This window comes from Gordonia sihwensis NBRC 108236 (assembly GCF_000333035.1).
Lineage (GTDB): Bacteria > Actinomycetota > Actinomycetes > Mycobacteriales > Mycobacteriaceae > Gordonia > Gordonia sihwensis.
The window spans coordinates 19,629-45,779 of sequence record NZ_BANU01000039.1; the positions used below are offsets into that span (position 1 = coordinate 19,629).

28 protein-coding genes are annotated in these 26,151 nt (G+C 67.0%); 11 read left to right on the forward strand and 17 right to left on the reverse strand.

The features are described 5' to 3' along the window. Window positions 1–60: 60 nt before the first annotated feature. Window positions 61–1,002 (forward strand): type I pantothenate kinase, encoded by a 942-nt coding sequence (coaA, locus tag GSI01S_RS17840; protein ID WP_006898038.1) that lies wholly within the window; start codon window positions 61–63, stop codon window positions 1,000–1,002. 28 nt (window positions 1,003–1,030) lie between these two features. Here the strand turns inward: coaA and GSI01S_RS17845 are convergent, their stop codons facing one another. From GSI01S_RS17845 to GSI01S_RS17855, 3 genes are read right to left on the reverse strand one after another with little or no spacing between them, the layout of a single operon-like run. After that, window positions 1,031–1,516, reverse strand: coding sequence for an aminoacyl-tRNA deacylase (locus GSI01S_RS17845; RefSeq protein ID WP_039868102.1), 486 nt, complete (start codon window positions 1,514–1,516; stop codon window positions 1,031–1,033). Further along, complete coding sequence (locus GSI01S_RS17850; protein WP_006898041.1) at window positions 1,516–2,259, reverse strand: SDR family oxidoreductase; 744 nt, start codon at window positions 2,257–2,259, stop codon at window positions 1,516–1,518. Before GSI01S_RS17850 ends, GSI01S_RS17845 begins: the two co-directional genes overlap by 1 nt. Before the next feature lie 39 nt (window positions 2,260–2,298). Continuing rightward, complete coding sequence (locus GSI01S_RS17855) at window positions 2,299–3,081, reverse strand: isoprenyl transferase (protein WP_006898042.1); 783 nt, start codon at window positions 3,079–3,081, stop codon at window positions 2,299–2,301. A gap of 60 nt (window positions 3,082–3,141) precedes the next feature. Between GSI01S_RS17855 and trhA the strand changes: the two genes are divergently transcribed. The 3 genes from trhA to GSI01S_RS17870 all read left to right on the forward strand — a co-directional run bounded on the left by trhA (window position 3,142) and on the right by GSI01S_RS17870 (window position 5,871). Next, a complete protein-coding gene (trhA, locus tag GSI01S_RS17860; RefSeq protein WP_006898043.1) occupies window positions 3,142–3,828 on the forward strand; it encodes a PAQR family membrane homeostasis protein TrhA in 687 nt (228 codons plus the stop codon). 23 nt (window positions 3,829–3,851) lie between these two features. Further along, complete coding sequence (locus GSI01S_RS17865; protein WP_006898044.1) at window positions 3,852–4,352, forward strand: hypothetical protein; 501 nt, start codon at window positions 3,852–3,854, stop codon at window positions 4,350–4,352. A 70-nt stretch (window positions 4,353–4,422) separates the two neighbouring features. After that, window positions 4,423–5,871 carry a PepSY-associated TM helix domain-containing protein gene (locus GSI01S_RS17870; protein WP_006898045.1) on the forward strand — a complete coding sequence of 483 codons (1,449 nt, stop codon included), beginning with the start codon at window positions 4,423–4,425 and terminating at the stop codon, window positions 5,869–5,871. A 105-nt stretch (window positions 5,872–5,976) separates the two neighbouring features. On the opposite strand, the gene GSI01S_RS17875 is transcribed toward GSI01S_RS17870, so the two are convergent. From GSI01S_RS17875 to mca, 4 genes are all read right to left on the reverse strand, one after another. After that, a complete protein-coding gene (locus GSI01S_RS17875) occupies window positions 5,977–7,068 on the reverse strand; it encodes a 3-deoxy-7-phosphoheptulonate synthase (RefSeq protein ID WP_006898046.1) in 1,092 nt (363 codons plus the stop codon). A gap of 271 nt (window positions 7,069–7,339) precedes the next feature. Further along, window positions 7,340–9,376: a thioredoxin domain-containing protein gene (locus GSI01S_RS17880; protein WP_039868095.1), complete on the reverse strand. Its 2,037-nt coding sequence runs from the start codon at window positions 9,374–9,376 to the stop codon at window positions 7,340–7,342. After that, entirely contained in the window at window positions 9,336–9,701 is a 366-nt protein-coding gene (locus GSI01S_RS20605; protein ID WP_006898048.1) for a hypothetical protein, read from the reverse strand. Before GSI01S_RS20605 ends, GSI01S_RS17880 begins: the two co-directional genes overlap by 41 nt. Beyond that, entirely contained in the window at window positions 9,698–10,549 is an 852-nt protein-coding gene (gene mca / locus GSI01S_RS17890; RefSeq protein WP_045537340.1) for a mycothiol conjugate amidase Mca, read from the reverse strand. Before mca ends, GSI01S_RS20605 begins: the two co-directional genes overlap by 4 nt. A 79-nt stretch (window positions 10,550–10,628) precedes the next feature. Here mca and GSI01S_RS17895 point away from each other — a divergent pair, with 79 nt between their 5' ends. From GSI01S_RS17895 to greA, 3 genes are all read left to right on the forward strand, one after another. Further along, on the forward strand, window positions 10,629–11,087 hold the full coding sequence (locus GSI01S_RS17895; RefSeq protein WP_006898050.1) for a DUF4307 domain-containing protein: 459 nt from the start codon (window positions 10,629–10,631) through the stop codon (window positions 11,085–11,087). Then, window positions 11,084–11,833 (forward strand): queuosine precursor transporter, encoded by a 750-nt coding sequence (locus tag GSI01S_RS17900; RefSeq protein WP_006898051.1) that lies wholly within the window; start codon window positions 11,084–11,086, stop codon window positions 11,831–11,833. The genes GSI01S_RS17895 and GSI01S_RS17900 overlap by 4 nt, the downstream gene beginning before the upstream one ends. A 114-nt stretch (window positions 11,834–11,947) precedes the next feature. Further along, window positions 11,948–12,436, forward strand: a complete 489-nt coding sequence (gene greA / locus GSI01S_RS17905; protein ID WP_006898052.1) for a transcription elongation factor GreA — start codon at window positions 11,948–11,950, stop codon at window positions 12,434–12,436. 73 nt (window positions 12,437–12,509) lie between these two features. On the opposite strand, the gene GSI01S_RS17910 is transcribed toward greA, so the two are convergent. The 3 genes from GSI01S_RS17910 to GSI01S_RS17915 all read right to left on the reverse strand — a co-directional run bounded on the left by GSI01S_RS17910 (window position 12,510) and on the right by GSI01S_RS17915 (window position 13,946). Then, a complete protein-coding gene (locus GSI01S_RS17910) occupies window positions 12,510–12,941 on the reverse strand; it encodes a helix-turn-helix domain-containing protein (RefSeq protein WP_006898053.1) in 432 nt (143 codons plus the stop codon). An 89-nt stretch (window positions 12,942–13,030) separates the two neighbouring features. Further along, window positions 13,031–13,732, reverse strand: a complete 702-nt coding sequence (locus GSI01S_RS20720) for a DUF3558 family protein (RefSeq protein WP_081598155.1) — start codon at window positions 13,730–13,732, stop codon at window positions 13,031–13,033. Continuing rightward, the gene (locus GSI01S_RS17915; RefSeq protein ID WP_101841724.1) at window positions 13,650–13,946 is read right to left on the reverse strand and encodes a hypothetical protein; all 297 of its coding nucleotides are present in this window, start codon (window positions 13,944–13,946) and stop codon (window positions 13,650–13,652) included. Before GSI01S_RS17915 ends, GSI01S_RS20720 begins: the two co-directional genes overlap by 83 nt. Window positions 13,947–14,198: 252 nt before the next feature. Here GSI01S_RS17915 and GSI01S_RS17920 point away from each other — a divergent pair, with 252 nt between their 5' ends. Next, complete coding sequence (locus GSI01S_RS17920) at window positions 14,199–14,702, forward strand: SRPBCC family protein (protein WP_006898056.1); 504 nt, start codon at window positions 14,199–14,201, stop codon at window positions 14,700–14,702. A gap of 40 nt (window positions 14,703–14,742) precedes the next feature. Here GSI01S_RS17920 and GSI01S_RS17925 read toward each other — a convergent pair whose 3' ends face one another. Then, window positions 14,743–15,885, reverse strand: coding sequence for a cystathionine gamma-synthase (locus GSI01S_RS17925; protein WP_006898057.1), 1,143 nt, complete (start codon window positions 15,883–15,885; stop codon window positions 14,743–14,745). Continuing rightward, window positions 15,885–17,300: a cystathionine beta-synthase gene (locus GSI01S_RS17930; RefSeq protein WP_006898058.1), complete on the reverse strand. Its 1,416-nt coding sequence runs from the start codon at window positions 17,298–17,300 to the stop codon at window positions 15,885–15,887. Before GSI01S_RS17930 ends, GSI01S_RS17925 begins: the two co-directional genes overlap by 1 nt. Before the next feature lie 97 nt (window positions 17,301–17,397). On the opposite strand from GSI01S_RS17930, the gene GSI01S_RS17935 reads away from it, so the two are divergent. Next, window positions 17,398–18,618 carry an acetyl-CoA C-acetyltransferase gene (locus GSI01S_RS17935; RefSeq protein WP_006898059.1) on the forward strand — a complete coding sequence of 407 codons (1,221 nt, stop codon included), beginning with the start codon at window positions 17,398–17,400 and terminating at the stop codon, window positions 18,616–18,618. Window positions 18,619–18,705: 87 nt separating this feature from the next. Here GSI01S_RS17935 and GSI01S_RS17940 read toward each other — a convergent pair whose 3' ends face one another. The 4 genes from GSI01S_RS17940 to GSI01S_RS17955 all read right to left on the reverse strand — a co-directional run bounded on the left by GSI01S_RS17940 (window position 18,706) and on the right by GSI01S_RS17955 (window position 23,052). Continuing rightward, entirely contained in the window at window positions 18,706–19,140 is a 435-nt protein-coding gene (locus tag GSI01S_RS17940; RefSeq protein WP_006898060.1) for a hypothetical protein, read from the reverse strand. Between the two features lie 109 nt (window positions 19,141–19,249). Next, complete coding sequence (locus GSI01S_RS17945; protein ID WP_006898061.1) at window positions 19,250–20,116, reverse strand: Bax inhibitor-1/YccA family protein; 867 nt, start codon at window positions 20,114–20,116, stop codon at window positions 19,250–19,252. 89 nt (window positions 20,117–20,205) lie between these two features. Beyond that, window positions 20,206–20,829 carry a TetR/AcrR family transcriptional regulator gene (locus GSI01S_RS17950; protein WP_006898062.1) on the reverse strand — a complete coding sequence of 208 codons (624 nt, stop codon included), beginning with the start codon at window positions 20,827–20,829 and terminating at the stop codon, window positions 20,206–20,208. A gap of 9 nt (window positions 20,830–20,838) precedes the next feature. Next, window positions 20,839–23,052 (reverse strand): MMPL family transporter, encoded by a 2,214-nt coding sequence (locus tag GSI01S_RS17955; protein WP_006898063.1) that lies wholly within the window; start codon window positions 23,050–23,052, stop codon window positions 20,839–20,841. Between the two features lie 127 nt (window positions 23,053–23,179). On the opposite strand from GSI01S_RS17955, the gene GSI01S_RS17960 reads away from it, so the two are divergent. Beyond that, on the forward strand, window positions 23,180–24,301 hold the full coding sequence (locus GSI01S_RS17960; protein WP_006898064.1) for a phosphotransferase family protein: 1,122 nt from the start codon (window positions 23,180–23,182) through the stop codon (window positions 24,299–24,301). Beyond that, complete coding sequence (locus GSI01S_RS17965) at window positions 24,301–25,425, forward strand: Rv3169 family protein (RefSeq protein WP_006898065.1); 1,125 nt, start codon at window positions 24,301–24,303, stop codon at window positions 25,423–25,425. The genes GSI01S_RS17960 and GSI01S_RS17965 overlap by 1 nt, the downstream gene beginning before the upstream one ends. Before the next feature lie 64 nt (window positions 25,426–25,489). Here the strand turns inward: GSI01S_RS17965 and GSI01S_RS17970 are convergent, their stop codons facing one another. Beyond that, window positions 25,490–26,125, reverse strand: a complete 636-nt coding sequence (locus GSI01S_RS17970; RefSeq protein ID WP_006898066.1) for a DsbA family oxidoreductase — start codon at window positions 26,123–26,125, stop codon at window positions 25,490–25,492. Window positions 26,126–26,151 lie beyond the last annotated feature (26 nt).

Below are 26,151 nucleotides of genomic sequence, written 5' to 3' on the forward strand. Positions count from 1 at the left end.
CTACCGGCGACGCCCGGCTATCGTCTCCGCGACATCGGCGTCCCTGTAGCCTTACCCTCCATGGCGCGTCTATCCCACGACCGCGACCCCGGCCTGTACCTGGAACTCGACCGCAAGCAGTGGCGTGAGCTGCGGCAGTCGATGCCCATGGTGCTGAACGAGTCTGAACTCGACAAACTCGTCGGCCTCGGTGAGCAAGTCGATCTCAACGAGGTCGCTGAGGTCTACCTTCCGCTGTCCCGGTTGATCCACCTGCAGGTGGAGGCCAGACAGCGACTGTTCGCGGCGACGTCGACCTTCCTCGGCGAACGTCAGCGGAATCGACAGGTGCCCTTCGTGATCGGCATCGCCGGTTCGGTGGCCGTCGGCAAGTCGACCACCGCCCGCGTCCTGGCGACGCTGCTGTCGCGGTGGGAGACCCACCCGAAGGTCGACCTCGTCACCACCGACGGATTCCTACTGCCGACGGCGGAGTTGGAGCGGCGGGGCATCATGCACCGCAAGGGCTTTCCCGAGTCGTACGACCGCCGCGCGCTGCTGCGCTTCGTGACCGAGGTGAAGTCGGGCACGCCCGAGGTCACGGCACCGGTCTACGACCACGTCAGTTACGACATCGTGCCCGGCGTGGTGCACTCGGTGCGCCAGCCCGACATCCTGATCGTCGAGGGCCTCAACGTCCTCCAGACCGGTCCCACCCTGACCGTCTCGGATCTGTTCGACTTCTCGATCTACGTCGACGCGAAGACCTCCGACATCGAGAAGTGGTACATCTCCCGATTCCTGCAGATGCGCACCGGTTCGTTCGCCGACCCCGAGTCGCATTTCCACTACTACTCGTCGCTGACCGACGAGCAGGCGACGATCGCGGCGCGCGATATCTGGACCTCCATCAACCGCCCGAACCTGATCGAGAACATCCTGCCGACGCGACCGCGGGCCACCCTCGTGCTGCGCAAAGACGGCAACCACGCGATCAACCGGGTGCGGCTGCGCAAACTCTGACGCCGGCCCGATGCCGACGAGCGCGGCCTCAGGCCGTGATCGGCGCGATCTCCGCGTTCGTCGCGGTCACCAGGTCGGCGGGCGCCAGCCGGATCTCCAGGCCGCGGCGGCCCCCGCTGCACAGCACCGAATCCCATTGCAGCGCAGACTCGTCGACGACGGTCCGCAGCGCGGTCTTCTGGCCCAGCGGCGACACACCGCCGAGGACGTAGCCGGTGGAGCGGGTCACTCTCGCCGCCTGCGCCATCTCCGCCTTCGGCGCTCCGAACGCCTTGGCCACCGCCTTCAACGACAGTTTCTCCGGCACCGGCAGGATCGCCACACCGAGTTCGCCGCCGAGGTCCACCACCAGGGTCTTGAGGATCTGCGCGGCGTCGATGCCGAGGGTCGACACCGTGACGGCGACCGCCTCGTCGCCGTAGTCGCCGCGTCGGCGGTCGTGTTTGTACCGGTGGACCTCGAAGGGCAGGCCCGCGCGCTCCAGCGCCGCGATGGCCGGCGTCGCCGCTGCCATCAGCGCCTCGCCAGCCACTGATCGAAAGTCGTCTCGGTGATCGCATCCGGGTGGTCCGGGACCAGGCCGCCCGAGCGCAGACCGGGTCCGCCGTAGTTGACGCCGAACACGAATCTCGGCGAACCCTTCTGCGCGGCTATCGCTTTGGCGGCGTCGGCCAGATCCATGACGGCCGGTCCGGCCACCGTCACACGGGCCGGTCGCGCAGTGTCCAGCACGACGTCGGCGAACACCTCGGCCACATCCTCGACCGCCGCGGGACGGCTGAGCATCCGGGGTGCTGCACCGATCGGACCGAAGGTGAGCATCGAGAGGAACTTCTGCGCCAGTGAGTACCACTGCGTCGACAGCACCGCGGTGGCCGTGCCGCCGAGGGTCTCGGCGTACACCGTCTCCTGCTCCGCCTTGCCGCGGTAGTGCCCCATCTTCCTGTTGACGACCGGGTCGGACGCACCGTAGATCGACAGGAACACCACTGCCGCGCCCGCAGCCTCCGCGGCGATCGAGATGTTCCGGGCCACGGCACCGAAGAATCGCACGGACTCGTCGGCGCTTCGGGACAGCAGGCTGGTGGCGTCGACCACGACGTCGGCGCCCTCGCACGCCTGCGCCAGGCCCGAACCGGTGACCGCGTCCACGCCGGTCACCCGATGCGCTCGGGTAACCTGCGCACCGCGGCGTTGCAGTATCTCGCTGAGCACCGAACCGAACTCTCCGCTGGCACCGACGACGGTGACTCGCATGTTCTCAGCCCTCGCGTGGATTCTCGCCGCCGATCGACCTCATTTGCCGAAGCGGCGGTTACGTGCCGTGTAGTCCCGCAAGGCGCGCAGGAAGTCGACGCGCCGGAACTCAGGCCAGTAGGCGTCGGTGAACCAGATCTCCGAGTACGCGGACTGCCAGAGCAGAAATCCACTGAGGCGCTGCTCGCCCGAAGTCCGGATCACCAGGTCCGGATCGGGCGTCCCACTGGTGTAGAGGTGGGAGTCGATGCCCTCGACGGTCACCGCGTCCACCAGTTCCTCGGAGGACGCGCCCGCCGCCAGGGCCTCGATCAGCAATTGCTGTACCGCGTCGACGATCTCCTGCCGTCCGCCGTAGCCGACGGCCACGTTCACGGTCATGTCGGCCGCGCCCTCGGTGCGATCGGACGCCTCGCGCAGCCGTTGGGCCACCGCGGTCGGGAGCTGATCGAGGTTTCCGACGATCCGGACGCGCCAGTCGGCGTCGACGTCGGAGATCTCGTCCACGATGTCGGGGACTATCTCCATGAGCGCATCGAGCTCGTCCGAGTCGCGCGTGAGGTTCTCGGTCGAGAGCAGGTAGATGGTGACCGCTTCGATGCCCAGTTCCGAGCACCACCCGAGCATGTCGGCGATGCGCTGTGCGCCCACCCGGTGCCCGTGGCTGACGTCCTCGAAGCCGGCTTCCCGCGCCCACCGCCGGTTGCCGTCGCAGATGATCGCCACGTGCCGCGGAATGCGCTCGGGATCCATCAGCTGTACAAGCCGATGCTCGTAGACGCGCAGCATGCCTCCGCGTAGCCGGTCTGGGAGCAGTTTCACAGCCGTGATCCTACTCCGCCGGTAAGTTACCGGAGCAAAACTTACGGTACCGTAGGTTTCATGACGGACTCCTCGACGCCTACCAGGCCCGCAGACCCCGCAGCCGGGGTCAAGCCCGTGCTGCGCGGAGTCATCCACACGTACGCCGCCTTCGTCGCGGCGGCCGTCGGCGTCGTGCTGATCGTCGGCACGGCGATGCACCGGAGCGCCCCCGCGGTGGTGGCAGTGGTCGTGTACGTGATCACCATCTGCGGGCTGTTCGGCACCAGCAGCGTGTACCACCGGATCGACTGGCGGAACCCCAGGGCGAGGATCGCCATGAAACGCGCCGACCATTCGATGATCTTCGTCTTCATCGCCGGCACCTACAGCCCGTTCTGCGTGATGGGTCTCGATTCGCCGACACGCTGGTGGGTGCTGGGCGTCGTGTGGGCCGGCGCCGTCGTCGGAGTGGCTCTCAAGATGATCTGGCCCGCCTCGCCGCGCTGGCTGGGAGTGGTGCTCTACATCGTGCTCGGGTGGGTGATCATCGCAGTCTCGCCGATGCTGGTCCACAACACCGGCGTCGCGGTCATCGTGCTGCTCGCCGTCGGCGGCGTGTTCTACAGCCTCGGCGGCGTTCTCTACGCCCTGCGCTGGCCCGAACCCTGGCCCGGAGTATTCGGCCATCATGAGGTGTTCCACGCCTGTACCGCCATCGCAGCGACCCTGCACTACATCGCCGTCTGGCTGGTGGTGATCGGCTGAGGCCGCCGGGCTAATCTGAGCGGGTGAACACGCCGATCCGCCTCTCGCGCCTGCGTGGCGCAGTGGTCGGCGGAACGTCCGCCGTCACCGGCGTGCTCGCCCACGCGACCGCGCAGGGCATGCTCCCCGAGACGTCGGTACTTCTGATGGTCGGAGCGGCCGCGGTGGCCGTGGGCATCGGCGTCCGCGCCGCGCCCAGCGTTCGGGCGCTGCCCGCACTCGTGGCCGGCCAGGCACTGGTCCACCTGCTGCTCGTGCTCACCTCGGGTCATCACCACGACCTGTTCACCGCGCCGATGGCCGTCATGCACACCGCGGGCACCATAGCCGCACTGCTGCTGCTGTGCGGAGCCGAGATCCTGGTGCGGGCCGTCTCTGCGCTCGCCGTTCGCGCGAGCAGTCTGCGGCTGCGGCCCCGGACCGGCTACGCCGCCGTCGTCGTTCCCGCTCCCCCGCAAGCCGCACCGGCCGCGCTCGTCTTCCTCGGCGCCGTCGGACGCCGAGGCCCGCCCTTTTCGGTCTAGCAACCCACGTCATCACATCGCGTGCCGTCGACGGCGCGCGATGACTTCTGCTTGACCGAAAGGCACACCGTTGTCCACCACTCTGTCTTCGGCGACCCCGGAAACACCGGACTCGCCGCCGAGACCCGCATCCACCCGCGCGACCCTCATCCGCCTCGTTCAGCGACTGCACTTCTACGCCGGCGTGCTGATCGCTCCGTTCCTGCTCATCGCCGCCGTCACCGGCGCTCTCTACGCCGTCTCCCCGTCGGCCGAGCAGTTGATCTACCGGCACCAACTGCACACGGACTCGTCCGGTCCGGCCAAGTCGGTCGCCGAGCAGGTCCGCGCCGCCCAGGCCGTACGCCCCGATCTCCAGGTCACGGCGGTGCAGCCGGCCACCGAACCCGGTGCCACCACCCGTGTGCTCTTCTCCGACCCGTCGCTCGGCGAGTCGGAGCGACTCGCCGTCTTCATCGACCCGGTGACCGGTGAGTCGCTCGGCCAGCTCGCGTCGTACGGGTCGTCCGGCGCGCTCCCGGTCCGTACGTGGATCGACCAACTCCACCGCAGTCTGCACCTCGGCGAACCGGGCAGGATGTACTCCGAGCTGGCCGCGTCGTGGCTGTGGGTCGTCGCGCTCGGCGGTCTGGTCATGTGGGCGGTCCAGGTCCGCAAGCGCCGCCGTGCGACCGGCAGTGGTTCCATGCTGCGCGGCCTTCCCCGCATGCGCGGCCGAGGCCGAACCATCAGCAGACACGGCGTCATCGGCACCTGGATCGCCGTGGCGCTGCTGTTCCTGTCGGCCACCGGCCTCACCTGGTCGACCTACGCGGGCGAACACGTCACCGAGCTGCGGTCGGCGCTGAATTGGACCACTCCGACCGTCGACTCGTCCCTCACCGGCACACCGCAGGCCGCCGGAGGCGAGCACGCCGATCATCAGATGAGCGGATCGGGCTCCATGTCCGGTGCCATGTCCTCGGCCGACGAGGTCGCGGGAATCGACGGCGCCATCGCTATCGCGCGCGCCAACGGCATCGGCGGGCCGGTGGAGGTGACGATCCCCGACAACGCCTCGACAGCCTTCGTCGTGGCCCAGAATCGCGTCCCGTGGCGGATGTCGACCAGCTCCATCGCCGTCGATCCGTCGCGCGACGCCGTGGTCGACGTCAACGACTTCTCCGACTGGCCGCTGGCCGCCAAGTTGTCCGCGTGGGGCATCCAGCTGCACATGGGGCTGCTGTTCGGCCTGGCCAATCAGCTCCTGCTGTTCGCGGTGATGATCGCGCTCATCGTCGCGATCGTGCTCGGTTACCGGTCGTGGTGGCAGCGGCGGTCGCGCACCCGCCGGATCGGTGCGCCCCCGGCACGTAGCGCGTTGCGGGAGCTCCCGTTGCCCCTCACGCTCGCGATCGCGGTGGCAGCGGTGGCCATCGGTTGGTTCATCCCGCTGCTCGGCTGGCCACTGCTGGCATTCCTGGTGGTCGACACAGTGATCGGCGCCGTCCGCACACGCGGTCTCGAATCAGCCGCATAGCTGATTCTCCGTCTACCCGGAACGGGCGAAAGGCGGCGAGGCATGGCGCGCCCGTACCCCGCTCCGGGTAGTCGCCGCTGAGGGTAGGGGTGCCGCTCGGCACCCCTACCGCGCGGCGCGCGCCAACCGGGCGAGCACTTCGGCCGACGCGTCCCATCCCATGCACTTGTCGGTGACCGACTGCCCGTACACCAGGTCGCCGCCGAGCGACTGCGCTCCCGGCACCAGGAAGCTCTCCAGCATCACACCCGAGAGCACCTGGTCCTCGCCCGCACGACGAGCCGCGGCGAACATCTCCGCGACCTCCACCGCGACCTCCGCCTGCCGCTCGTGATCCTTGCCCGAGTTCGCATGAGAGCAGTCGACCATCACCTTCGGCGACAGACCGGCCTCCGCGAGAGTCTGAACCGCGGAGTCCACCGAAGCCGCGTCGTAATTCGGGCCGGGCGTGCCACCGCGCAGGATGATGTGGCAGTCCTCGTTGCCCGAGGTGTGGACAACGGCGCCGCGACCGAAGTCGTCGACCCCGAAGAAGACGTGTTCGGCCGCCGCGGCCTTGACGCCGTCGATCGCGACCTGGACGTTGCCGTCGGTCCCGTTCTTGAAACCGACCGGCATCGACAGTCCCGACACCAGCTGGCGATGCACCTGCGATTCGGTGGTGCGAGCGCCGATCGCGCCCCAGGCGACGGTGTCCGCGATGTACTGCGGGCTGGTCGGCTCGAGGAATTCGCAGCCCACCGGCAGTCCCAGATCGATGACGTCGAGCAGCAGCGCGCGGGCCGTCCGCAGTCCGCGCTCGACGTCGAACGATCCGTCCATCCCGGGATCGTTGATCAGTCCCTTCCATCCCACGGTGGTGCGCGGCTTCTCGAAGTACACGCGCATCACGATCTTCAGCGCGTCGCGGTACTGCTCGGCGAGCGGCGCGAGGCGACGGGCGTAGTCGAGCGCGGCGACCGGATCGTGGACCGAGCAGGGCCCCACCACCACGATCATCCGATCGTCGTGGCCGGCGAGGATCGCCGCGATCTCCTCCCGATCGCGCTGCACGGCTTCGGCGCGACGCGCGGTCAGCGGAAGCTCACTGCGGAGAGCCTCCGGAGACGGGATCGGCGAGAACGCCGTCACCCGCCGGTCGGAGGTGGACGAACTCTGCCCACTGTCGGTGGTTGCGGCGTCGGTGGTGGTAGTCAAGGAAATGCCTTTCAGGTGTCATCCGCGAATCGGGCTGGTCCGCCGCTTCCGGATTCACGCCTGAGGCGCTCTGAGATACTCCCGAAACGACGAGAGCAGCGACCATCAGGTCACTGCTCAGGCTCCGGGAAGGTTGATGCGTGCGCGCGTTATCGCTTCATCTCGGCCCCACCCGGAGCCTTGATAAAGAAACGCCAATAGCGTGCGGACTGCATCACGCGACCGAGGCTAGCACAACCGCTTCCCCGGCCGCCAAATCGGCGGTCGGGGGTCACGGGATCGCGGCCAGCACGGTCTCCGCGTCGACGGCGGGCAGATCGCAGACGGTTCCGCGGCACACGTAGGCGGCGTCCAACCCGCCGACCGGTCCTCGATCCTCCAACAGCGGCAGCGAATCCCGTTCGCCGGCGACCACCACCACGCCGCCCGGCACGCCGCGCCGGATCTGCGCGGCGAGTTCGCCCGCGCTGTCGGCGGACTGAGCCACCGCCACCTGGACGGGCCCGGCCACTCGCGCGATCGCCACCGAAAGCCAATGCCCGGCCGAGCGCGGCGCCTTGGCGAGAATGAGTCCCGAGCGGCTCAGGGTCGCGTCGAGCAGTTCCCCGTAGCGTGCGGCATCGTCGACGGAGGGGACGAGAGTCGACGCCAGAAGCAACGCCTCGGCGGCCAGCGAGGCACCCGCCGGGGTGGCCCCGTCCACCGGATCGCGCGGACGGAGCAGCAGGCCGGTCGGATGGGCGTCGTACCAGGCGCCGAACGAATCCGGGTCGGCGAAGACCTCGATCATCTTCTCGATGACCGCCGACGCCGTTGTGCGCCAGCCGATCTCACCAGTCACCTGGTGCAGCGTCAGCAGCGCCGTCGCGAAGGCCGCGTAGTCGTCGAGACCGCCGAGGGGCGCCGCCGGCGTCCCGTCGAGCGACGACCGTCGCAACTCGTCCCCGACCAAGTGCACCTCGGCGAGGACCCGCGCGCATTCGGCGGCTCGCGCCACCCACCGCGGTCTTGCCAGCGCGGCGCCGGCCTCGGCCAAAGCCGTCACCGTCATCGCGTTCCACGCGGTCACCACCTTGTCGTCCCGGTCGGGCTGCGGTCGCCGGTCCCGTGCGGCGCGCAGACGCGACCGCACCGAGGCGTAACGGATCCGGTCGCCCGGGTCGCGGAGCAACTGCAGCGTGGAAGCCCCCTGCTCGAACGTCCCCCGATCGGTCACGGTGAACAGCGCCGCGGCCCACGCGCCGTCGTCGGGTCCGAGCACGTCGATGAGTTCGCCGGGGCGCCAGACGTAGGTGAGCCCTTCGACGCCTTCGGTGTCGGCATCGAGCGACGAGGCGAATCCCGACCCGGTCCACAGGTGCTCGTCGAGGAAGTCGGCGGTCTCCTCCGCCACCCGCAGCGCCAGCGCGTCACCGCGCCTCGCTAGATGGGCGTACGCGCGCAACAGCAGAGCGTTGTCGTAGAGCATCTTCTCGAAGTGCGGAACCACCCAGTCTGCGTCGACGGCATAGCGGGCGAAACCGCCCGCTAGCTGGTCGTATATGCCTCCGCGCGCCATCGCGTGGGCGGTGCGCGTGGCCACGGCACCTGCTTCGCCGAGACCCAGCAGTTCGTCGGCGCGCAACAGTGCTTCCAGCAGGGCGGTGGGCGGGAACTTCGGCGCACCGCCGAATCCGGACGAGCGCGGATCCTCGTCGGAACAGATCGCGCGGACCGCGTCGGCGAGCAGTTGTGCGTCCGGCGGCGGCCCGGTCGGCAGTGAGGCCGCGTTGGCGCGCAGGTGTTCTGCGATCTTGGTTCCTGCGACGATCACCTCGTCGCGCCGGTGATCCCAGGTCCGAGTGATCGCGTCCATCACCTCGGAGAATCCGGGCTGCCCGTTGCGGGGTGTGGGTGGAAAGTAGGTGCCGCAGTAGAACGGATCGGCGTCGGGTGTCAGGAAGCAGGTCATCGGCCACCCGCCCTGGCCGGTCATCGCGACCGTCGCGGCCATGTAGATCGCGTCGATGTCGGGACGTTCTTCTCGGTCCACCTTGATGCAGACGAAGTCCCGGTTCATCTGCGCGGCCAGCGTCTCGTTCTCGAAGGTCTCGTGCGCCATCACGTGACACCAGTGGCACGCGGCATACCCCACCGACAGCAGCACCGGGACGTCGCGGCGGCGCGCCTCGTCGAAGGCCTCCTCACCCCACTCCTGCCAGTGAACCGGGTTGGCGGCGTGCTGGCGCAGATAGGGGCTCGACGATTCACCGAGCCGATTACGAGCGCTATCCGCGGTCTGTGGATCCTCCACTGTTCTGGCCTCCATTGTCGTGGCCCGTGTTGTTCCGGTGTCCGTCACCGGCGCCGTTCTCGGCCTCGGCCGGTGTCGTCGACTCGGGTAGCCCGGCCGGGTCGTCGACTCGGTCGGTGCCGTCGTCGAAGGCCTGGTCCGGTGCAGGATTGTCGGCGTCGAAACTCTCGGGCAGCTTCTTGAGCTGCTTGTTCATCGACCGGATCAGCAAGAAGACGGCGATCAGCAGCAGGATGATGATCAGCAGGCCGATCGGCGACGCCTTGCCGAATTCCGGGCCTTTCGCCGGCTCGTCGGCCAGTAGCATCACCGCGTCAGAGGACAGGGACAGGACGTTCATTGCTGCTCAATTCCGGCGAAGAGATCGTTCTCCGGGAGGTCTGTGTGCACCCGGGTCTGCGCCAGCTCGAATTCTTCGGTCGGCCACAGTCGCTGCTGCCATTCCAGCGGGACAGCGAAGAAGAAGCCGTTGGGGTCGATCTGCGTCGCGTGTGCGCGGAGTGCGTCGTCGCGCTGCACGAAGTAGTCGCTGCACTCCACCTGGGTGGTGACGCGGCCCATCATGTCGCCTTGGTTACGGCGCCACTTGCTGAGCCATTCCTTGAACGGGTTCTCCTGACCGGCCTTCTCGAACTCGTCCGAGAACGCGAGGATCCGATCGCGGATGAAACCGTGCGTGTAATAGAGCTTGAGCGGCGTCCACGGATCGCCGGCCTCGGGGAACTGTTCCGGATCACCGGACGAGTCCCACGCCGCCATCGACACCTCGTGGCACTTGATGTGATCGGGATGCGGGTAGCCGCCGTTCTCGTCGTAGGTGATGATCACGTGCGGACGAAACTCGCGGATCACCTTCACCAGGCGCTCGTTGGCCTCCTCGAGCGGTACCAGCGCGAAGCATCCCTCCGGCAGCGGAGGCAGCGGGTCGCCCTCGGGCAGACCCGAGTCGACGAAGCCGAGCCACCGGTGCTGCACGCCGAGCGCCTTGGCCGCGGCAGCCATCTCGTCACGCCGGATCTGTGTGATGTTGTCCATCACTCCCGGACGGTCCATCGCCGGGTTCAGGATGTCGCCGCGCTCCCCGCCGGTGAGGGTGACGACCATCACCTCGTGCCCCTGCGCTGCGTATTTGGCCAGAGTCGCCGCCGCTTTGCTCGACTCGTCGTCGGGATGTGCGTGCACAGCCATGAGCCGCAGCCCGTTCGCGCGTTCGGTCACGCTTCCTCACCTTCGCTTAGCTCCTACCCAACATGGTAGGTATTGACGCGTGAGCACATCAGACGGGGGCGCCGACCAGCAGAAGCCGCGCAGTGGCCCGCGGGCGACCTATCCGGCAGATCGGTCGCGGAGCAGCAAGCGCCGCTGGTTCTACGGGCTCGCCGTGCTCGTCGTCGTCGCGGGTGTCGGGATCGCATACCTCGGTTTCCGTCAGTTCGGCGATCCGGACGTCTCTGGACAGGCGACGGGTTACGAGCTCCTCTCGTCCGACCGCGTCGCCGTTCAGTACACCGTCAACCGCAACAGCCCGGACGACGCCGTCGTCTGCATCGTCCGCGCGCGCGCCAAGGACGGCGCCGAAGTGGGCCGCCGCGAGGTGCTGGTCCCCGCGGGCACCGAGGTGCAGGTCGGCGCCCGCACCGAGGTCGCGACGTCTCGGCCGCCGGTGATCGGCGAGGTGTTCGGCTGCACGCTCAACGTACCCCCCTACCTCTCCCCGAACGCATGACGCACGCCGGGAAGGCGGTCTTCGCCAAACTCGCCAGTCCGTACTACCCGGCGCTGACGGCGCTGTTCGTCGGCATCATGCTGATCAGCAACATCGCCGCCACCAAGGCCGTCGTCCTGTTCGACGACTGGCTGCACTTCGACCTCGGCCCTCTTCACGTCAACGGCCTGGTGACCGACGGGGCCTTCTTCCTGTTCCCGCTGAGCTACGTCATCGGCGACGTCATCAGCGAGGTCTACGGGTTCCGCGCGATGCGCCGGACCATCGCCTCCGGTTTCGCTGTGATCGTCCTCGCGTCCCTGTGCTTCTGGGTGGCGATCGAACTGCCCGCCGCAGACTTCTACGACGGCCAGTCCGGGTTCGAGTCGGTCCTCGGCACGGTTCCGCGGATCGTCGCCGCCGGGCTCGCCGGTTACGTCGTCGGCGAGCTGCTGAATTCCTTCGTGCTCGTGAAGATGAAAGAGCGGGCCGGGGAGCGGCACCTGTGGGCCCGGCTGATCGGGTCCACCGTGGTCGGCGAGTTCTTCGACACGCTCGTGTTCTGTTCCATTGCCGCCACGGCGATCGGAATCAGCACGTGGTCGGACTTCATCAACTACGTCGTCATCGGTTTCGTGTGGAAGACGCTGGTGGAAGTGGTTGTCATGCCGATCACGTACGCCGTGGTCCGCTACCTCAAGCGGGCCGAGCCGAGCTATGCCGAAGCGCTCGCCGATGTTAGCCGAGTCACCTCGGATGTGCCTTAGAACACAGGCGCTGCTATCATTGGCTGTGCACGGCTCCGCGAGGGGCCGTGTTGCTGCATTTAGAGCAGTCCAAGCGGACAGATCGTCCAGTAGCGGACAGCAAAGGAGACCACAATGACCGATGCGGGTGTGACTTGGTTGACGCCGGAGTCGTACGAGCGCTTGAAGGGTGAGCTCGATTCGCTTATTGCGAATCGGCCGGTCATTGCCGCCGAGATCAACGAGCGCCGCGAAGAGGGCGACCTCAAGGAGAACGGCGGCTATCACGCAGCGCGCGAGGAGCAGGGCCAGCAGGAAGCGCGTATTCGCCAGCTGCAGGATCTGCTCAACAAGGCGAAGGTCGGCGAAGCTCCGAAGCAGTCGGGTGTGGCGCTCCCCGGCTCGGTCGTGACCGTCTACTACGACGGCGACGAGTCGGACAAGGAGACTTTCCTCATCGCCACCCGCGAGGAGGGTTCGGGCGACATCGAGATCTACTCGCCGAGCTCGCCGCTGGGCGCGGCTCTCATCGACGCGAAGGTCGGAGAGACTCGGACGTACACGGTCCCCAGCGGCGCCGAGATCAGTGTGACGCTGGTCAGCGCAGAGCCGTACCAGCCGTAAGTTCAGGCCGGAAAGGGCCGATCCGCACAGCGGATCGGCCCTTTCTCATGTCTGGACCCACTCCGAGGGAACGTCAGTACCGCCGGCCCGGAAAGTCGTCTGGGCGGGGCTCATCAGGCCGGTCGGGCGTCGTCTCGTCCGACTGCGCGAACTCATCCGCCAGCAGCCTCAGTAGCTCCGCCTCGACGTCGGAGAGCGCGTGGTTGGTCTCCTGCTCGGCCGCCCGCATCCCCGGCCGCGTATCAGCGCCGGGCATCAGATAGGTCGGTGGAACGTCGAGCGCCCGAGCGAGGCGGTACACCGTCGACATCAGCGGGTCGGCGATCCCCGACGCGCTGTTGCTGGTCGCTCGCTCCAGATTCGATACCGCGTTTCGGTGCAACCCGCACCGCTCCGCGAGCTCTTCCTGGGACAGGCCGCGCGCCTTCCGGACGGTCACCAGACGATGACCGAACGCGAACGCATAGGTATCCCACTCGAGGGATCCACGGTCGGCCGACAGCACAACAACCAATCTGACGACTGCACACCAGAATGTCCGCACACCACCGTGTGCGAGTGCCGTGACCTGCGCCTACGCGGCGAAATTTGTTGTCACAAAGGCATTTTCGAGATCGTCGCGCGAGTGAAGGCCAGTGCACGGTCGCAGATCTCGGAGGGAGGCGGCGGGGTGGGCCCGACGTACATTGCGACGGTGTGGACGCCTGCTCGACCTGACTGCACGTACGTATCGCAGTCAGCGAGTTGTGCTGAGCGATGCAGTCCGACAACCCGTCCGTTGATTGAGAGGTCGGCCAGCCAAATGTCATCCCCCGAACGGAACTTGGCTTTGTCCGCTGCGAGACTCGCGGAGTTGCCAACGAACTGTGCGATCGACCAACCACTGTGTTTGCCCGTGATGTACCGCCATCGACAACCCCTCAGCGTCTGACCGTCAGTCCCGGCCGCATCGGTAGCCGTCGTTGGATCAATGCTCAATCGCGCAAGTTCTTCGAGCCCGACCGCTGTGCATGGCTCGAATACCGTTCCGTCGTTCGCGCCGTTCCATCGCCGCGAATGGGACGTCTGGAAAGGCAACGTGCGTCCTGAATCATCGACCTGCCTTACTTTGCTGCTAAGCGCCGAAGGAACTACCGGCTGTCCATCTTCATGGGTCGCACATCCTGCGAGTAGGGCTAAGACCAGAGGCACCAACGGAAGTACGCTTCGTATCTCACTCGCCAATGCTCTCCTCCGCATCAGCAGCCTCCATCTCCGCGATCGCATGCTCGGAGGCAGTCGCGAGAGACGCGGCATCGGTAGAGCTACGCGCAAGTGATCTACTGCCACCACGCAGGACTCTAGTCAGAGCGTCGAATAGGAGATCCCCTTCGACACACCCGCTGCCGAAGTAGTTCGCCCTCAGGACGTAGTTGAGCGCCGTCGCCAACTCCCCCAACTCATCGGCGCACTCTTGCGCGACCTCCGCCCGTTTTCGCCAGAGTTCCTGCACGTAGACGAGTTCGCTCACTATGCCCTCCGGTGCGCCGACGCGATGGAACGACATTCCGTAGCGGAGACCGTCACCCCCCAAATCGAGACGGTCTCCGCTCCGGAATCCCCTTCGCCATCAAGTCTGTTTTCGTGTTCATGAATTAGACGCACCAAACGCCCGATCGGTTCCACTTTTGCGCGAGAATTCTTTTCCAGCAACCGTTTTCGCTGGTCAAGAGACCAGCCAGAACAGCACCGGCGTGTCGGCGCACGGCTACACTGCGTACCCATGGCCTACGACCTGCAACCGTTCGACGAGTCCTATTTCGACACCGCGCCGATGAAGTACACCATCGATGTGCACATCCCCGTCGCTCCCGAGACCGCGTGGGCCGAGTTCACGCGCCAGAACACCCTCGACTGGTGCCGTGCACTGAACTCGGTCACATACACATCGCCCGCGCCGTACGGCGTGGGCACCACACGCTCGGTGGCCCTCGCCCCGGGCGTCGTGAAGATGGACGAGTACTTCTTCCTGTGGGACGAGGACTCCGAGACGTCGACGTACAAACACGGCTTCCACGGCGTGCGGGCGAACATCCCCGGACTCAGGAAGTTCGGCGAATACACCGAGGTGTCGCCGACCGAGCACGGCTCACGCCTTGTCTGGAAGTTCGCGATGGAACTCGGCGGCACCGGGCTGCCGCCGTTCCTGTCCGGTCCCATCGCCAACGGCGCCTTCGGCACGGTGAAGACCGACACCGTCAAGCATTTCGCGACCTTCCACGGCTGACACCGCGAGCCGTTCACCACAGCTCACGGCGCCGTCCCCGCTACGCGAGCGCCTGGCGCACGTCCTCGAGAAGATCGTCGGCGTCCTCGATTCCGACCGACAGTCGGACGAGGTTGTCGGGCACCTCGAGCAGAGAGCCGGCGGTGGACGCGTGGGTCATCGCTCCCGGATGCTCGATCAGCGACTCGATGCCGCCGAGCGATTCGGCGAGGGTGAACACCTTCGTCCGCGCACAGAAGTCGAGCGCAGCCTCACGACCACCGGTCAGCTGAACGGAGATCATGCCGCCGAAGCGCCGCATCTGCTTGGCCGCGACAGCATGCCCCGGGTGGTCGGCCAGCCCCGGATAGAGCACCTTCTCGATCTTCGGATGCGCCGAGAAGAACTCGACGAGCTTCTCGGCGTTGTCGCAGTGCCGGTCCATTCGCACGGCGAGTGTCTTGATGCCTCGCATCGTCAGGTAGGCGTCGAAGGGCCCCGGAACTGCGCCCGCGCCGTTCTGGAGGAAGGCGATGTCGGAGTCGAGCTGCTCGTCGTTGGTGACGATCGCTCCGCCGACCACGTCCGAGTGTCCGCCGAGATACTTGGTCGTCGAATGCACGACGGCATCGGCGCCGAGCGTCAGCGGCTGCTGCAGGTACGGAGTCGCGAAGGTGTTGTCCACGACGAGCTTGGCGCCGGCCGCGTGCGCGACCTCGGCGACAGCCGCGATGTCGCCGACGTTGAGAAGCGGATTGGTGGGCGTCTCGACCCAGACGAGCTTGGTCGCGGGGGTGATCGCCGCACGGATCGCCTCGACGTCGACGACCGGCGCCACCGAGTAGGTGATACCCCACTCGGTGAATACCTTGTCGATCAGCCGGAAGGTGCCGCCGTACGCGTCGTTCGGGATCACGAGGTGGTCGCCGGGACGCAGCGTGGCGCGCAGCAGCGCGTCGGTGGCCGCCATGCCCGACGCGAACCCGCGACCGAACCGTCCGGCCTCGATGGCCGCGATATTGGCCTCCAGCACCCGTCGGGTCGGGTTGCCGGTACGCGCGTACTCGAACCCGTCGCGCATCCCGCCGACCCCGTCCTGCGCGAACGTGGAGCTCGCGTAGATCGGCACGTTCACCGCACCGGTGCGCTCATCCGGATCCCAGCCCGCGTGAATTGCCTTGGTCGAAAATCCCTGCTCGGACACTACTTCTCCTCCTGCTGACGGATGGCGATCGGGTGCGTGCTCGCGAAGGCGAGCAGGTCGTGCCGGGTGATGACGCCGACCGGCTTGCCGTCGTCCACCACCATCAACGCGTCGGAGGTGCTGAGAGCTTCCATCGCGGCCGAGACGGGCTCGCCCGCACCGATGAGCGGAAACGCCTCGCCCATGTGCGCCGACACCGGGTCGGCCAGATTGGCGCGCCCCTCGAAGACCGCGCTGAGCAGGTCCCTCTCGGACACCGCGCCTGCGACCTCGCCGGCGGTGATGGGCGGTTCGGCGCCGACAACCGGCATCTGCGAGACGCCGAACTCGCGAAGAATCTCGATCGCGTCGCGGAGCGTCTCCTGGGGATGCGTGTGCACCAGATCAGGCAGCGTGCCGCCCTTTCCTCGGAGCACATCGCCGACACGCGATTCCGTGCGCGGAGTGCCATCGAGCGGCGTGCGCAGGAACCCGTAGCTGCTCATCCAATCGTCGTTGAAGATCTTCGACATGTAGCCGCGACCGCCGTCCGGAAGCAGCACCACGACCACGGCGTCCGGCCCCTCACGCTCGGCGATCTTCAGCGCGGCCACCACCGCCATACCGCACGAGCCGCCGACCAGCAGGCCCTCTTCACGCGCCAGCCGCCGGGTCATCTCGAACGAGTCGGCGTCGGACACCGCGACGATCTCGTCGGGGACGGTGGGGTCGTAGGCGTCCGGCCAGAAGTCCTCGCCCACGCCCTCGACGAGGTACGGACGCCCCGATCCACCCGAATAGACCGAGCCTTCGGGGTCGACGCCGACCACCTTCACGCGCCCGTCGGAGACCTCCTTGAGGTAGCGGCCGGTTCCGGTGATGGTGCCGCCGGTGCCGACGCCTGCGACGAAATGGGTCACCTTGCCCTCGGTGTCGCGCCAGATCTCCGGACCGGTGGTCTCGTAATGACTCAGCGGGCCGTTCGGATTCGCGTACTGGTTCGGCTTCCATGCTCCCGGGATCTCCCGGGTGAGGCGATCGGAGACGTTGTAATAGCTGTCGGGGTGCTCCGGCGGGACGGCGGTCGGGCACACGACCACCTCGGCACCGTAGGCGCGCAGCACGTTGCGCTTGTCCTCGGCCACCTTGTCCGGGCAGACGAAGACGCATTTGTAACCGCGCTGCTGCGCGACCAACGCGAGACCCACACCGGTGTTGCCCGACGTCGGCTCGACGATGGTGCCGCCGGGCTTGAGCTCGCCGGATTCCTCGGCCGCGTCGATCATGCGGGTGGCGATGCGGTCCTTGGAACTGCCGCCCGGGTTGAGATACTCGACTTTGGCGGCGACCAGGCCGGACCCCGGCTGCACGACCTTGTTGAGCTTGACGAGCGGAGTGTTCCCGACCAGGTCTACAACGTGATTGGCGATGCGCATACCGTCCATGGTCCCATCTACGACCGCGCCCCGCCCGATCGGGCGGTCAATGGATCGTCCGAAATGCGCAGTGACGCCCTGGAGTAACGTGGCGCACATGTCTGAAGCTGTCATCGTCTCCACCGCACGCTCCCCGATCGGCCGCGCCGGCAAGGGCTCCCTGAAGGACGTTCGTCCGGACGAGCTCGCTCGCCAGATGGTCGCCGCCGCACTCGCCAAGGTTCCCGAACTCGACGTCGCCGACATCGAGGACATCCACATGGGCATCGGCCAGCCCGGTGGCCAGGGCGCCTACAACATCGGCCGCGTGGTCGCCGTCGAGCTCGGTCTCGACCACGTCCCCGGCGTCACCGTCAACCGTTACTGCTCGTCTTCGCTGCAGACCACTCGCATGGCGTTCCACGCCATCAAGGCCGGCGAGGGCGACGTCTTCATCTCCGGCGGCGTCGAGAGCGTCTCCAGCTTCGGTGTCTCCGGCGGCGCCGACGGGGCACCCAACTCGAAGAACCCGGTCTTCGACGAGGCCATCGCTCGCACAGCCAAGGCCTCCGAGGGCGGCGCGGGAAAGTGGCACGATCCCCGCGAGGACGGGCTGCTCCCCGACGTCTACATCGCGATGGGCGAGACCGCCGAGAACGTCGCCTCGTACACCGGCATCTCCCGCGAGGATCAGGACCGCTGGGGCGTCCTGAGCCAGAACCGCGCCGAGAAGGCCATCAACGACGGCTTCTTCGCCCGCGAGATCGACCCGGTCACGCTGGCCGACGGCACCCAGGTCACCACCGACGACGGCCCGCGCGCCGGCACCACCTACGAGAAGATCTCGCAGCTCAAGCCGGTCTTCCGTCCGGACGGCACGGTGACCGCGGGCAACGCGTGCCCGCTGAACGACGGCGCCGCCGCGCTGGTCGTCATGAGCGATGACAAAGCGAAGGCGCTCGGTCTCAAGCCGCTGGCCCGCATCGTCGCGACCGCGGCCACCGGCCTGTCGCCCGAGATCATGGGGCTGGGCCCGATCGAGGCCGTGCGCAAGGTTCTCCGCGTCGCAGGCATGTCGATCTCCGACATCGATCTGTTCGAGATCAACGAGGCGTTCGCCGTCCAGGTCCTGGGTTCGGCGGCCGAGCTCGGCATCGACCATGACAAGCTGAACGTCTCCGGCGGCGCGATCGCCCTTGGTCACCCGTTCGGCATGACCGGCGCCCGGATCACCACCACCCTGCTGAACAACCTCAACACCTACGACGGTCAGTTCGGCATCGAGACCATGTGCGTCGGCGGTGGCCAGGGCATGGCGATGGTGCTCGAGCGTCTCTGACGGCGAGCCCTCACACGACCGCGAACGGGCGGGTCCGGAGATCTTCTTCGGACCCGCCCGTTCTGCGTCCGCGGGGCCGCTCGCAGTTCAGCGAACGTCGACCGTCGCGAATCCCGGTGTGACGACCCCGCCCGCGGCCATCAGCGTGACGACGATCCGGCCCCGCCCGGTGTGCAGCACCGCCTGCGCCGGGTGGTCGTTGAGCCCGGCCGACATCCGTGCGGCGCCGGTCGCGCCGGTCGCCGTGTTCAGCCACCACACGCGCCCGAACGGCAGACAGCCCCACCGTTCGGAGAGGGTTCCGGTCACGGTCACCTGGCCCGCCCCGGGGCCGCTCTCGAGCCCGCAGTGGATGGGCGGCACATCGAAACTGCCGTTCGGGTTCCCGAAGGATGCCGGCTGGATCGCGAACGGCTGTACCGGCGCCGCCGAGGCGGTCCCCGCGCCCACCGTCGCCGCCACAACCGAGCCCGCGACCGCCGCCGCAAGCGTCAACCGCCGCCGTAGACCTTGTTCGATCATGTCCGACTCCCGTCGTCGCGCCTGTATCCACCGAACAACAAAGAGCCCGGTGATGCAACCGATCTCTCGGTGCACACCGGGCTCTGAGCCGACCAGCCAAGTCTATTGACTAGTCACTGTTGAAGTAGCTCAGCAGTCGCAGGATCTCGACGTAAAGCCAGACCAGGGTGACGGTCAGCCCCAGCGCCACACCCCATGCCGCCTTCGACGGCGCGCCGGCGCGGATGAGCTCGTCGGCCTGGTCGAAATCGAGCAGGAACGAGAAAGCCGCGAGGGCGATGCAGACCAGCGAGAAGATGATCGCGATCGGTCCGCCGCTCCGCAGGCCGCTGTCGACGCCGAACAGTCCGAGGACCAGGTTGCCGAGCATCAGGACGAGCACACCGACCATGCCCGCCATCAGCATGCGGGTGAATCGGGGGGTGACGCGGATGGCGCCCACCTTGTAGACCACCAGCATGCCGACGAACACACCGAGGGTGCCGAGGACCGCCTGCCCGATCAGCGCACCGGCCGAGGTGTCATCGCTGATGACCCAGTTACCGAACACATACGAGATCGAACCGACGAACAGTCCCTCGAATGCCGAGTAGGTGAGGACGATCGCGGGGTTGTCCTGTTTGCGGCCGAAGCTCGCGATGAGGACGAGGATCAGACCGCCGATCGCACCGACAGCCATCAGCGGCGCGGCGAGCGAGGCCTGCTGCGAGATCGCGAAGTAGGCGCCGGCGGCGACGACGATCAGGACGCCGAGCGTCATTGCGGTCTTGGTGACGACGTCGTCGATCGTCATCGGGCGGGTGTCGGCCTGAGGCACGTATCCCTGGGTGTACTGGTCGGTGTACTGCTGCTGGCCGGTCGCCATCGACGCCTGGCCGGCGCCCGCCAGTCCCTGACCGAAGGAGGCGTAACCGCCCGCCTCCTTCTTATTGTCACGGACCACGCCACGCATGATCGGGTTACTGCTCTCTCGCACTGGTGCTCCTTTAGAAAGTTGTGCGCATCAGTTGACTTGGCTGATTCACGGGTTCAACGATCCTCGAGCCGATTCGGTTCCGACTTTACCTATTCTTGACCGAGGCCGTTGCACACGGCGCGCAGCGCCGACTCCGCCAGCTCGTATCCCTCACCCCACGGCAGGCCCGGCTTGGCGATCATCAGCGATGCGAGACCGTGCGCAGTGGCCCAGAGCGTGAGGACCGTCTGCACGGTGTCCGCACGTGGAATCAGTCCCTGGTCCATCATCTCTTCGACGGTGTCGGAGAAGTGCACGAACGCCGACGAGAGCAAGACCTCGTCGGTGAGCGTCGGCTCCCCCGGCGGGGTGACGCGGGCGAAGGTGATGCGGTACATCACGGCACTGTCGATGGCGAACCGGACGTAGGCCAGCCCCTGCGCCAAGCCGCGGTCGAAGAGGTCGTCGATCCCCTCCGACGCCCGCATCATCACCTCGTCGAACTGCTCGAAGAATCGGGCGCATACGGCGTCGAGCAGCGCTTCCTTGTCCTCGAAGTGCAAGTAGATCGACGGAGGCGTCACCCCGACACGGCCCGCGACCGCCCGGATGGACACCTTCTCCTCACTGCCCGACTCGATGAGCAGGTCGGTGGTGGCCGAGATGATCTCCTCGGCGAGCTGATCGCCCGATCCTCGCGGTGAGCGCGGACGGGGCGACACATGATCGTTCATGACCGCAGTTCACTCCTCCTTGAATCCGAACCGGTCGTGCAGCGCACGAAGCGGTGCCGGCGCCCACCAGTTTCCCACTCCCATGATCCGCATGAACGCGGGAACCAGAAGCATGCGGATGAACGACGCGTCCATCAACACTGCGATGGTGAGACCGACTCCGAACATTCTCATGAACGACACCTCCGACGCGGCGATCCCGGCGAAGACGATGCTCATCAGCAGGGCAGCTGCCGTGACCACGCGCCCGGTTCGGGCGATGCCGACGGCGACGGCGTGGTCGTTGGCTGCTCTGGTCCGATCGGATTTGAGCCACTCCTCCCTGATTCTGCCGAGCAGGAACACCTCGTAGTCCATCGAGAGCCCGAAGGCGATGCAGAACATCAGCACGGGCATCGTCGCCACCAGGTAGCCTGTCGACGTGGTGCCGAGGCCCCCGAGGTGACCGTCCTGGAAGATCCAGACCATCGCGCCGAACGTGGCCGACAGCGACAGCACGTTCAGGACGACGGCCTTGAGCGGTAGCACCACGCTCCCGCTGAACAGGAACAGCAGGACATACGTGAGCACGGCGATCACACCGAGCACCCACGGCAGATAGGTGAGCAACGCCGCGACCACATCGTGGTTGAGTGCGGCGAGGCCGGTCACCTGGACCACTGAACCCTGCGGGGCCGGGACCGCGCGCAGCGCCGACACCCGATCCTGCCCTGCCTCGCTCAGCGGATCGACGTCGCTCGACGCCGTCACCACCGAGTACTCGCCCGACCTGGCCGAGGGGTCGCCGGGCGCCACCTGACGTCCTTCCAGGAATACGCCGACCGGAGCGGTGACGGCGCCGACCCCGGTGACTCTCGACAGTGCCGCCGCGTAGTCCGACATCGCGTGGTCGGAGACCGCCCCCTCGACCACCACGGTCGCCGTGCCGCCCGAGTCCTGGTCGTACTCGTCCCGGATCTCCTGCTGCACCGAGTGTGCGGTGGCCGTCGACGGCAGCACGCGGTCGTCGGGGAAGCCGAACTTGATGCCGAGGAAGGGTGCTCCGAGGAGCAGCAGCACTGCGGGAACGATGATCGCGACGGGGACGGCGCGTCGCAGCACCACCGTCGCCATGCGGTACCAGCCCGTCTGCTCGATCGGCTTCGGTTCCGGCTCGGGACGGCCGCGCCGCCGCCGGATCCACGCCCGGACGTCGAGCGCGTCGACACGATCGTCGAGAACCACCAACAGTGCGGGCGTGATGATCAGGGCCGCGGCCACCGCCACGACCACCACACCGACGCCCGCATAGGCGAACGAACGGAGGAAGTACATCGGGAAGATCGCCAGCGCCGCGAGCGACAGTCCGACCGTGATGCCGGAGAAGAAGACCGTGCGCCCGGCGGTGTCCATCGTGCGGAGCACGGCGTCGCGACGGCCCAACCCGCGATCGACCTCCTCGCGGTATCGGGTGACGATCAACAGGGTGTAGTCGATCGCCAGCGCCAGCCCCATCGCGGTGGTGAGGTTGAGCGCGAAGATCGACACGTCGGCGAATCCAGCAATGACCCGCAGTAACGCCATCGTTCCGGCGATCGCCGCCACGCCGACCAGGATCGGCAGTGCCGCGGCCACCGCCCCGCCGAACACCACGATCAGGAGCAGGAAGCTGATCGGGATCGCGATGGCCTCCGCCACCGCGAGATCCTTCGACGTCTGCTGATTCACCTGGCTGTACATCAACCCCTGGCCGCCGACCTTCACCTCGAAGCCGTCGATTTTCCCGGTGAGCCGATCGGACAGTTCGGCCGCGTGCTTCGGAGCCAGTTCGTCACCGCCGTCGAGGCCCGCGATGATCTGCGTGGAGGTCTTGTCCCTGCTGAGGAGTTCTCCGGCCAGCCCCGGATTCGACCAGATCGAGAGGATGGGCTTCTGTACGTAGCCCGCCGCCTCGAGCTCACCGACGATCTTCCGGCCGACCTCCGCGGCCGCGCCGCTCGTCGCCATATCGGTACCCGCGGGCCCGTCGATCTTCACCACCACGTCGGCACCACCCCGATGGAACTCCCGATCGAGGACGTCGCGGGCCTGGGACGACTCCGCATGCGGGTCGTCGTATCCGCCGGCGAGCATCTTGTCCGCGGCACCGAGCCCGTAGAAGCCGCACAGCGCGAGCAGCACCACCGCTACTCCCAGTACCAGTCTGGGCGCCCCGACCACACGTCGTGTCAATCCAGTGAGCATCTCCGAGTCCCCTGATCGCGATCACTTATCAGCGTTAAGTTAGCAACTGGGCGTCCATTCGAGGAAGCCCCGGCTGCCGCCGAGTGATTCACCACACGTTTGAAATAGAACGTGTTTCAATCGACATATGGCGGATGCGATCGATCACGAAGGCAGCGCGCAGGTGGCACGACCGAGCGAATCCCGGCGCGATCCGGACTGGCTCCGCGAACGACTCGGTCACTGGTTGCGTCGGCAGGAGGGTCCCGATGCACGTGTCACGGCCGTGACGGTGCCGGAGTCGAACGGGATGTCGAGCGAGACGCTCCTCGCCGAAGCGTCGTGGGGAGGTCAGGAGCGGTCCCTGGTGATCCGCGTGGCGCCGCAAGCCGAGAGCGATCCGGTCTTCCCCTCCTACGACCTCGACGGGCAGTACCGGCTCATTGATCACGTCCGCACTCATTCCGACATTCCGCTGCCCCGGCTCTGGTGGTCGGAGACGGGATCGGCGGCGCTGGGCGCACCGTTCTTCGTGATGGACCGCGTGGACGGACAGGTGCCGCCGGATGTCATGCCGTACAACTTCGGCTCCTGGGTCACCGAGGCCACGCCCGAACAGCGATCGTCGATGATGTGTGCGACGGTCCGAGTCCTCGCCGAGATCCACCGCGTACCGGTGCCGGACGTGTTCATCGCGCAGCCCGCCGCCGGCGAGTCTCCGCTCGCCGCACACATCCGGCGCCTTCGCGACTTCTACCGCTGGGCCAGCGCAGGCCGGGCGGGGTCGCCACTCATCGAACGCGCCTTCGCCTGGGTCGAGCAGAACAGGCCGGAGCCGGCCGAGAACGTGCTCACCTGGGGAGACGCCCGCATCGGCAACATCATGTACCGCGATTTCGAACCGGTGGCCGTTCTCGACTGGGAGATGGCCGCCCTCGGCCCGAGGGAACTCGACATCGGGTGGATGATCTTTCTCCACCGCTTCTTTCAGGACCTCGCGGAGATGGCGGGAATCGAGGGACTGCCCGACTTCCTGCGACGCGAGGACGTCGCCGCCGAATACCGGCGGCAGACCGGACACGCACCCGCCGATCTGGACTTCTACACCACGTACGCGGCCCTGATCCACGCGGTGGTGATGTTCCGAATCCAATGTCGCGCGATCCATTTCGGTCAAGCAGCGGAACCCGCCGATCCCGACGAACTGATCATGCACCGGGCGACTCTCGAAGCGATGCTGGCCGGTACCTACTGGGAACAGGTGAAATGATGCTCTCGGAGATGGACGACTACCCGATTCACCAGGTCGCCGAGGTGATCCGTCACGTCGGCACCTCCGACCGCAACTTCTACGATCGCTACTACTTCAACTGCCATCACGGCGATCCCGACGACCCGTGGCTGATCGTCGGACTCGGCGTGTATCCCAATCTCGGCGTCACCGATTGTTTCGCCGTGGTGCGGTATCGCGACGAGCACATCGTGGTGCGAGGATCACGGGCGCTGGGCGCCAACCGCAACGACCTGCGCGTGGGCCCCTTCCTCGTCGAGGTGGTGGACGGTCTGCAGAAGCTGCACGTGCGACTCGCGCCGGGTCACGGAGACCTCTCCTTCGATCTCGTCTTCGACGCCGACTCTCCTGCTGCTCTGGAGCCGCGCCACTTTCAGCGACAGCTCGAACGCGTCACCTTCGACACCATGCGATTCGTCCAGACCGGCCGATGGACCGGATCGATGACAGTGGACGGCACTCATTTCGCGGTGGAGCCGCACACCTGGCGCGGCAACCGCGACCGGTCGTGGGGTGTGCGCCCGGTCGGCGAAGCGGAGCCGCCGGGGCGACGCGCCGCCGAGACCGATGCCGCGTCGTTCTTCTGGATCTACTCGGTGATGCGGTTCGACGATTACGCGGTCACGGTTATCGTGCAGGAACTGCGCACCGGAGAGCGGGTCATGGGCGATGCGCGACGGATCTGGAACGATCCGGCGCGCGAGCCGGAATGGCTCGGCCGCGTGGAGCACGACGTCACGTTCGTCTCGGGCGGGCGCGAGCCGGCGTCGGCCATCCTGCGGTTCATCCGCCCCGGCGGCGAGGAGATCGTGGTGCGCTGCGCGCCACGGCTGGCGAACTTCATCGGATTCGGCACGGGCTACGGACTGGAACAGGACTGGCGGCACGGCATGTGGCAGGGCGAGGAGAAGGTGGAGTCGCTGCACCTGAAGGTCTCCGCACTCGACGCGACCATGAAGCTATTCTGTCCTGCCGACCATCTCGCGACCTTCGAACTGTCGGAGGGGGATCGCACCGTGCGGGGCGAGGGCTTGTTCGAGTTCTCCGTCATCGGTCCGCACGATCAGTACGGATTCACCGACTACACGGATGTGGCGCCGTAGGCGACGGCACAGACCAGATCTTGTCGAGTTGTGCACCCCACGGGTACACAACTCGACAAGATTCTCAGTCCCATGCCCTGTTGAGGACTTGGGTGAACAATTCCGCCGGCTGCGCCCCGGACACCGCGTACTTGCGGTCGAAGACGTAGAACGGCACTCCGTTGACGCCGAACTCCTGCGCCTGCCGTTCGTCGGCGCGGACCAGGTCTGCGTATCGGTGCTCGTCGGAGAGAACCTCTCGCACACTCGTCTCGTCGAAACCGGCACCGACTGCGACCCGGACGAGGCGCTCGGTGTCGCCGAACAACGGCTCGCTCTCCGCGAAATTGGCCAGGTACAGCGCGTCCAGCATCGCCTCCTGCCGATCCAGTTCCTTCGCCCAGTGAAGGAGCCGGTGCATATCGAAGGAGTTGCCGTAGTCGCGCCCGTCGGTGACGTACTCCAGCCCGGCCTCCTGCGCCGCGTCGCCGAGCCGTCGCTCGCCTTCCGCGGCCTGCTCCAGGGTGCGCCCGTACTTCTCCGCCAGATGCTGCACTACGTCGCCCGAGGTTCCCGCGGGCACCGTCGGGTCCAGTTCGAACGAGCGGTGCACCACCTGCACCTGCTCGGCGTGGTCGAACTCGGCCAACGCGTCGTTGAATCGCTTCTTTCCCAGATAGCAGAAGGGACAGTTGACGTCGGTCCAGATCTCGACCTGCATGAGCGCGCCTCCAAGAATTGATGTCG

Bases quoted from the DNA above. Each gene is read 5' to 3' on its own strand.
- coaA (WP_006898038.1), top strand. From the start codon at position 61: ATGGCGCGTCTATCCCACGACCGCGACCCCGGCCTGTACCTGGAACTC.
- GSI01S_RS17845 (WP_039868102.1), bottom strand. From the start codon at position 1,516: ATGGCAGCGGCGACGCCGGCCATCGCGGCGCTGGAGCGCGCGGGCCTG.
- GSI01S_RS17850 (WP_006898041.1), bottom strand. From the start codon at position 2,259: ATGCGAGTCACCGTCGTCGGTGCCAGCGGAGAGTTCGGTTCGGTGCTC.
- trhA (WP_006898043.1), top strand. From the start codon at position 3,142: ATGACGGACTCCTCGACGCCTACCAGGCCCGCAGACCCCGCAGCCGGG.
- GSI01S_RS17880 (WP_039868095.1), bottom strand. From the start codon at position 9,376: ATGGAGGCCAGAACAGTGGAGGATCCACAGACCGCGGATAGCGCTCGT.
- GSI01S_RS20605 (WP_006898048.1), bottom strand. From the start codon at position 9,701: ATGAACGTCCTGTCCCTGTCCTCTGACGCGGTGATGCTACTGGCCGAC.
- mca (WP_045537340.1), bottom strand. From the start codon at position 10,549: ATGGCTGTGCACGCACATCCCGACGACGAGTCGAGCAAAGCGGCGGCG.
- GSI01S_RS17900 (WP_006898051.1), top strand. From the start codon at position 11,084: ATGACGCACGCCGGGAAGGCGGTCTTCGCCAAACTCGCCAGTCCGTAC.
- greA (WP_006898052.1), top strand. From the start codon at position 11,948: ATGACCGATGCGGGTGTGACTTGGTTGACGCCGGAGTCGTACGAGCGC.
- GSI01S_RS20720 (WP_081598155.1), bottom strand. From the start codon at position 13,732: ATGCCGCGTCTCTCGCGACTGCCTCCGAGCATGCGATCGCGGAGATGG.
- GSI01S_RS17920 (WP_006898056.1), top strand. From the start codon at position 14,199: ATGGCCTACGACCTGCAACCGTTCGACGAGTCCTATTTCGACACCGCG.
- GSI01S_RS17930 (WP_006898058.1), bottom strand. From the start codon at position 17,300: ATGCGCATCGCCAATCACGTTGTAGACCTGGTCGGGAACACTCCGCTC.
- GSI01S_RS17935 (WP_006898059.1), top strand. From the start codon at position 17,398: ATGTCTGAAGCTGTCATCGTCTCCACCGCACGCTCCCCGATCGGCCGC.
- GSI01S_RS17940 (WP_006898060.1), bottom strand. From the start codon at position 19,140: ATGATCGAACAAGGTCTACGGCGGCGGTTGACGCTTGCGGCGGCGGTC.
- GSI01S_RS17950 (WP_006898062.1), bottom strand. From the start codon at position 20,829: ATGAACGATCATGTGTCGCCCCGTCCGCGCTCACCGCGAGGATCGGGC.
- GSI01S_RS17955 (WP_006898063.1), bottom strand. From the start codon at position 23,052: ATGCTCACTGGATTGACACGACGTGTGGTCGGGGCGCCCAGACTGGTA.
- GSI01S_RS17960 (WP_006898064.1), top strand. From the start codon at position 23,180: ATGGCGGATGCGATCGATCACGAAGGCAGCGCGCAGGTGGCACGACCG.
- GSI01S_RS17965 (WP_006898065.1), top strand. From the start codon at position 24,301: ATGCTCTCGGAGATGGACGACTACCCGATTCACCAGGTCGCCGAGGTG.
- GSI01S_RS17970 (WP_006898066.1), bottom strand. From the start codon at position 26,125: ATGCAGGTCGAGATCTGGACCGACGTCAACTGTCCCTTCTGCTATCTG.